Annotated in this window: 7 protein-coding genes; all 7 read left to right on the top strand. The window is 57.7% G+C overall.

Going from position 1 to position 6,360, the window contains the following annotated elements:
* Positions 1-143: 143 nt before the first annotated feature.
* The gene (locus F8N49_RS24265) at positions 144-623 is read left to right on the top strand and encodes a GNAT family N-acetyltransferase (RefSeq protein ID WP_071173199.1); all 480 of its coding nucleotides are present in this window, start codon (positions 144-146) and stop codon (positions 621-623) included.
* A 159-nt stretch (positions 624-782) separates the two neighbouring features.
* Entirely contained in the window at positions 783-1,445 is a 663-nt protein-coding gene (locus F8N49_RS24260; RefSeq protein WP_151552894.1) for a hypothetical protein, read from the top strand.
* The gene (locus tag F8N49_RS24255) at positions 1,442-1,936 is read left to right on the top strand and encodes a PAAR domain-containing protein (protein ID WP_073472301.1); all 495 of its coding nucleotides are present in this window, start codon (positions 1,442-1,444) and stop codon (positions 1,934-1,936) included. Before F8N49_RS24260 ends, F8N49_RS24255 begins: the two co-directional genes overlap by 4 nt.
* Positions 1,937-1,942: 6 nt before the next feature.
* Entirely contained in the window at positions 1,943-2,650 is a 708-nt protein-coding gene (locus tag F8N49_RS24250; RefSeq protein WP_306106542.1) for an alpha/beta hydrolase, read from the top strand.
* An 809-nt stretch (positions 2,651-3,459) separates the two neighbouring features.
* The gene (locus F8N49_RS24240; RefSeq protein WP_151552891.1) at positions 3,460-4,449 is read left to right on the top strand and encodes a 2-dehydro-3-deoxygalactonokinase; all 990 of its coding nucleotides are present in this window, start codon (positions 3,460-3,462) and stop codon (positions 4,447-4,449) included.
* Between the two features lie 19 nt (positions 4,450-4,468).
* Positions 4,469-5,089, top strand: coding sequence for a 2-dehydro-3-deoxy-6-phosphogalactonate aldolase (locus F8N49_RS24235; RefSeq protein ID WP_073472308.1), 621 nt, complete (start codon positions 4,469-4,471; stop codon positions 5,087-5,089).
* 62 nt (positions 5,090-5,151) lie between these two features.
* The gene (gene dgoD / locus F8N49_RS24230) at positions 5,152-6,300 is read left to right on the top strand and encodes a galactonate dehydratase (RefSeq protein ID WP_016770960.1); all 1,149 of its coding nucleotides are present in this window, start codon (positions 5,152-5,154) and stop codon (positions 6,298-6,300) included.
* Positions 6,301-6,360 lie beyond the last annotated feature (60 nt).

Genomic DNA, 6,360 nt, shown 5'->3' with positions numbered 1-6,360 from the left:
GATCCACCGCTTTCGCGAGCAAGCTCGCTCCCACAAGGGCACTGCAATGTTGGTGGTGAACCTGCATCAATCTTTGTCTGGCATGTGACGAGCGCCGCTGCGCGCCTTAGTATGGCGCTTTAATTTGCAGACAAGGCCCGTCCATGACGATCGAAATCCGCCCGGCGACCCCCAGCGATGCGCCGCAAATCCTCGCCTTTATCACCGAACTGGCAGATTTCGAGAAGGCCCGCCACGAAGTCATCGCCAGCGTCGCCGACATCGAACGCAGCCTGTTCGGCGAAGGCGCCACCGCCCATGGCCTGATCTGCCTGCGCGACGGCTCGCCGATCGGCTTCGCGGTGTTCTTCTTCAGTTATTCAACCTGGCTGGGCAGCAACTGCCTGTACCTCGAAGACCTCTACATCACCCCCGAACAACGCGGCGGCGGCGCCGGCAAAACCCTGCTGCGCCACCTGGCGAAAATCGCCTGCGCCAACGACTGCGGCCGCTTCGAATGGAGCGTGCTGGAATGGAACACCCCGGCCATCGAATTCTACAAATCCCTCGGTGCGCAACCGCAGGAGGAATGGGTGCGGTATCGCATGGATGGCAAGGTGTTGCGCGAATTTGCCGAGGGCTGAGCACAATGATGGCAATCTACTGCTGATTCAATTGTCGCCACCGCTCTAGTCCGGCATTCTGTGCGCCATTTTTGCGCGCTCATGGACGACACCTGCAATGCATCTGGCAAAATTTCTCCGCGCCTGTGGAACCCTCGCTGCGTCAATGAGTGACCAGCTATGAGCGGACTGCAGGCGTCCATGCGTCTGTATGGTCTGGTGAAAACTACCGGCTCTTCTGACGACCCGAATCGACAGGCTGTCGAAATTCTCTGCATGGCCCAGCGCACTGGCGGCCTGGCTATACGGGCTTTCGTGTCGCGGCTCGACGCCGAGTTGATGTCGCGCAGCGCCGGCCTCGGCAAATACCGTGTGGTAGCGCTGAGAACCTTTGATCCAACTGCGATTATCGACGCTCATCAAGGCTGGCTGATGCTGCACATCTGTTGCGGCTTCGTCGCTCTCGCCGGTCATTCTCTGTTGAAAAACGGTGCGTTGATCCCGATGGGCTGGCCCGTCTACTCCGAAGTAGGGCGCTGGACCTCCAGGCATCATCTGGACCTTGGCGTGGAAATGGGCGACTTGCTGCAATCGACTTTCGAGCGCAATCACCTGCGCAACTACAACGCCTGGCTCAACGAACTTGATGATGCAACGCCTGCCGAGTTGAGTTGGCAAGCCAACGAAGCCTGGCGTGCCATACAAACCGCGACAGCACCTGAAAGCCGTGAGCATTGTCATGCTCTGTTCGACCCGGTCGACAATCGCTGGCGCTTTGCCGCGACCGACATCGACATCTATCAGCCATCCCCGGCACCCCTTAAGCAAGGAGCTTTGAATTGAGTGGTAAACCCGCAGCACGCGTCACCGACCCGACTGCTTGCCCATTGCCAGGTCACGGCACCAATCCGATTGTCTCCGGCTCGCCGAACGTATTCTTCGACGGCCTCGCTGCTGCACGCATGACCGATAAATCAGCGTGTGGCAGCCCTATCACCGGAGCGGTCTCCGGCACTGTTTTCATTAACGGCCTGAATGCCGCGATGCTCGATAGCACTGGTGGGCATGGCAATGTCGTGATCGGTGGCTCGGGCACGGTGATCATCGGCCAAAGTGGGGGAGGGGCCGCATTTAGTGGGCTGTTGCCGATGCCGGTGCATTTCACTGACAGGTTGCAAGTAGTCAATCAGGACACCGGAGAGCCGGTCTCTTATCACCCTTACATCATTCAGCGGGGTGACGGCAGTGAAGAGTCTGGCGTGACGGATGCGGCGGGATTTACCCATACCGTCAGTTCGCACCTGGCTGAGACGATTAAATTATTTGTGGAGTAATTAGAGATGGCAAATGGAAGTGCTACAGCAGAGGCTCCACCACCGCCAATGGCGAAAAGGGATCCGGTGAGTCATACACTTACTTGCAAGACAGATCAATCGGTCAAGCAAGTAACAGTAAGCGTCCGCGATGCAATGGTTTTTCTTGTTGGTGGAGCTGGCGATCAGGAACGGTATTACGTTGATGGTCCCAATCACAATGTCGACTATGTGCGAGACATGGTCGACGCGGACATCGAAGCGCTGGAAATACAGAAATCTTGTACGACGTTGCCTCTTGGTTATAACTCATTTATGAGTGAGGAGGATTTGGAACGTAACGTTATTCGAAAAATTCCAAGTTGCAATACTGCGATTTATATCATTGGCCACAGTTTGGGCGGCTGGAACGGTGCTCATTTGTCTGCGATTTTAACCGAGCGCGGTTTCAAAATAAAAATTTTGGTGACCCTGGATCCCGTAGGACACGGCAAAATCGTATATGGTATTTCGAAAATATATCGTCAGGTTCCCAAGCCTAAAGCGCAGTATTGGGTAAATATCAGGGCAGCTGCGGTCGATTGGAACCTGTCAGATCTGGTTGCAGACTTCGGTGAGCAATGGGAGATCTCCGAAGGACCGAACGTCATGGGCGGCTCGATATCAATCACGCAGATGCCAACTCTATGTATGCTCACGCCTTGCCCGGTGGAAAGTCAGCGCGACAGATTGTAGCGGAGTCAATATTCAAATGGATTAAGGGGTAACTACCTGTGAAGGTTTTAATCTTGACAATATGTATGTCGGTACTCTCGGCTTGTTCTTTGAATCATGGTCGGCCCATTGCTAACCTCAAATACGAAAAGACAGAGCGGCTTCGTACTACCGGAATTTATCAAGTTTATTTCAAGTCCGACGTGGAACTTCTCGGCCTGTTCAAGTCGTCTATAGGGCGTGGGCTGGTCTGCTCGTTGACGAATGACCTTGATTTCTCTCAGGCACACCGAATTAAACAGTCCGGCTTCGGGTTTATCGAGAGGGTTTCGCCGGACTCGTTAATCTATAGAGCAGATGTCTTTTTTGACGAGTCGGTAGACGATGAGGGGGGAGAAAGGCGCCTGAAAGGGGAAACACTGGATCCCTTTTTAAAAGCCAGAGATTCCTTTTCCTGTGTTTATAGAGGCCACTCCACTACATACAAGACGTATTTTTCCAAGATTATGCGGGTACCTAGCGCGGATTTGCTGACAACTGGACCTGCAAAATAAAAAGTATCCCGTCCGGCCTTGCCTCTTTCGAGGGCCGCTCTCCCTGAGTATTTCCCGACCGCAGCGGCATGGCGAACCTTGCATTTTTGTCCGTGCAAGCCTGACTCGGCCCTTCGATCGCCATCGTTGCAGCCCAAGAGGGGGCGCTTTGAGTGAGGTGATACCGTTACTGTTGATTTTCCCATAATGTGGGATTGATATTTATATATTGAGATTTCCCGTCCCTCGGGTTTATAGTCCATCGCACTCACTGCCAAAAACAAAACAGGTGAAGCGATGCAGGCGCAATTGATCGCGCTCGATTGGGGGACGACCTCATTACGTGCTTACAAACTCGCGGCGGACGGTGTGGTGCTGGAGCAGCGTGCGCTGTCGTCCGGGATCATGCAGTTGCCCAAGACTCCGCGAATCATCCACGGCCGTGAATGCGCCGATGGTTTTGAACTGGCCTTCGACGAAGCCTGTGGTGACTGGCTCGATGCGCAGCCGGATCTGCCGGTAATCGCTTGCGGCATGGTCGGCAGCGCGCAGGGCTGGCGCGAGGCGGCTTACTGCGAGACGCCGGCCGACGTCGCCCATCTCGGAAATTCCCTACAAACCGTTGTCAGTCTTCGCGGTACGCCGGTGCATATCGTCCCGGGCGTGATTCAGCGTTCGCGACTGCCGAATGTAATGCGTGGCGAAGAAACCCAAGTCCTCGGCGTGCTGCAAAGTCTGCCGGCCGAGGCGGGTAGCGATCTGCTGATCGGCCTGCCCGGCAGCCACTCGAAATGGGTGGAAGTGGTCGATGGCCGCATCACCCATTTCGACACCTTCATGACTGGCGAAGTGTTTGCCGTGCTCAGCGAGCACACCATCCTCGGTCGTACCCAACAACCGAGCGCGACCTTCGATGCGCAGGCGTTCGATCGTGGTGTGCAAATCGCGCTGTCAACAGATGCCGAGCTAGGTGTGCTCTCGACCTTGTTCAGCGCCCGTACCCTCGGTCTTACCGGCGAACTGAGCCCGACTGCTCAAGCGGATTATCTCTCCGGCCTGATGATCGGCCATGAGCTGGCCGCGCTCGCCAATGTGCAGCGGTGCCGGCGCAATCAAGCGAATCTTCCAGCGATCGTGCTCATCGGCAATGCGCAATTGTGCACGCGATATCGCCGTGCCCTCGACGCCTGCGGCTTTGCTCAGGTGACGCTGGCCGAGCAGGCCACCGAGCGTGGCCTGTGGCAACTGGCGCGCGCCGCCGGACTGATCGATTCCTCATCCCGTTAACCCTGACTGGAGGCCTGACATGCTCAAGCAAGCACTGGCGCAAAACGGTCTGATCGCGATTCTGCGTGGCCTGCAACCGCAGGAAGCGGCGGCTGTCGGAGAAGTCCTGTATTCCGCCGGATTTCGCGTCATCGAAGTACCGCTCAATTCCCCATCGCCGTACGAAAGTATCCGCATCCTGCGTGATGCGCTGCCCGCCGATTGCCTGATCGGTGCCGGCACGGTGCTCAGCCCTGAGCAGGTCGAGCAGGTCAAAGCGGCTGGCGGACAGGTGATCGTCATGCCGCACAGCGATGCCAAGGTTCTGCGCGCGGCGAAAGCGGCGGGCCTGTACCTGTCGCCGGGCGTGGCCACGCCGACCGAAGCCTTCGCCGCATTGGCCGAGGGCGCGGACATTCTCAAGCTGTTTCCGGCCGAGCAAATGAGCCCGGCGGTCGTCAAGGCCTGGCTCGCGGTGTTGCCAGCCGGCACGGTGCTGGCGCCGGTCGGCGGCATTACGCCGGACAACATGCAGGCCTTTATCGATGCCGGTGTGAAAGGTTTCGGCCTCGGTTCCGGTCTGTTCAAACCGGGCATGACGCCCGAGCAGGTGGCGGTCAATGCCAAGGCCTACGTGGCTGCCTGGAAAGCCCTGCGTTAAGAATTTTTGGGCGCTGTGTGCGCTGCATCTAATAAAAGCTGCATTTACAAAAGAGAGCAGAGATGAAAATCACCAAACTCACGACCTTCATCGTTCCGCCGCGCTGGTGCTTCCTCAAGGTCGAAACCGACGAGGGCGTGACCGGTTGGGGCGAGCCTGTGGTCGAAGGGCGCGCGCATACCGTAGCTGCTGCGGTGGAAGAATTGTCCGACTACCTGATCGGCAAAGACCCACGCAATATCGAAGACATCTGGACCGTGCTCTATCGCGGTGGCTTCTACCGTGGCGGCGCGATTCACATGAGCGCGCTGGCCGGTATCGATCAGGCGTTGTGGGACATCAAGGGCAAGGCCCTCGGCGTGTCGGTCAGCGATCTGCTCGGTGGCCAGGTGCGCGACAAGATTCGTGTCTATTCGTGGATCGGCGGCGACCGTCCGGCCGACACCGCGCGTGCGGCGAAAGAAGCGGTGAGCCGTGGTTTCACGGCGGTGAAAATGAACGGCACCGAAGAACTGCAGTTCCTCGACACCTTCGAGAAAGTCGACCTCGCCCTGGCCAACGTTGCCGCCGTGCGTGATGCGGTGGGGCCGAACGTCGGTATCGGCGTCGACTTCCACGGCCGCGTGCACAAGCCGATGGCCAAGGTGCTGATGAAGGAGCTCGACCCGTACAAACTGATGTTCATCGAAGAACCAGTGCTCAGCGAAAACTACGAAGCGCTGAAAGAACTGGCGCCGCTGACCAGCACGCCGATTGCCCTCGGCGAGCGGCTGTTCTCGCGCTGGGACTTTAAACGGGTGTTGAGCGAAGGCTACGTCGACATTATCCAGCCGGATGCCTCTCACGCTGGCGGCATCACTGAAACCCGCAAGATCGCCAACATGGCCGAAGCCTACGACGTCGCGCTGGCGCTGCATTGCCCACTGGGACCGATCGCCCTGGCGGCGTGTTTGCAACTCGACGCGGCTTGTTACAACGCGTTCATCCAGGAGCAGAGCCTCGGCATCCATTACAACGAGAGCAACGACTTGCTCGACTATGTGAAGGATCCGCGCGTGTTCGACTACGACCAGGGCTTCGTCAAGATCCCGAACGGCCCGGGGCTGGGCATCGAGATCAACGAGGAATACGTGATCGAGCGTGCCGCCGTCGGCCACCGCTGGCGCAACCCGATCTGGCGTCATGCCGATGGCAGCTTTGCCGAGTGGTGAGTCTCTGACTCGCTAGCATCAGATCGTTCCCACGCTCTGCGTGGGAATGCCTCAATGGAC

This window comes from Pseudomonas sp. GXM4 (genome assembly GCF_008923895.1).
Lineage (GTDB): Bacteria > Pseudomonadota > Gammaproteobacteria > Pseudomonadales > Pseudomonadaceae > Aquipseudomonas > Aquipseudomonas atacamensis.
This window is presented reverse-complemented; position numbering and strand designations above follow the sequence as displayed.

Excerpts from the sequence above, each read along its gene's own strand:
- F8N49_RS24265 (WP_071173199.1), top strand. The coding sequence starts at position 144 with ATGACGATCGAAATCCGCCCGGCGACCCCCAGCGATGCGCCGCAAATC.
- F8N49_RS24260 (WP_151552894.1), top strand. The coding sequence starts at position 783 with ATGAGCGGACTGCAGGCGTCCATGCGTCTGTATGGTCTGGTGAAAACT.
- F8N49_RS24250 (WP_306106542.1), top strand. The coding sequence starts at position 1,943 with ATGGCAAATGGAAGTGCTACAGCAGAGGCTCCACCACCGCCAATGGCG.
- F8N49_RS24240 (WP_151552891.1), top strand. The coding sequence starts at position 3,460 with ATGCAGGCGCAATTGATCGCGCTCGATTGGGGGACGACCTCATTACGT.
- F8N49_RS24235 (WP_073472308.1), top strand. The coding sequence starts at position 4,469 with ATGCTCAAGCAAGCACTGGCGCAAAACGGTCTGATCGCGATTCTGCGT.
- dgoD (WP_016770960.1), top strand. The coding sequence starts at position 5,152 with ATGAAAATCACCAAACTCACGACCTTCATCGTTCCGCCGCGCTGGTGC.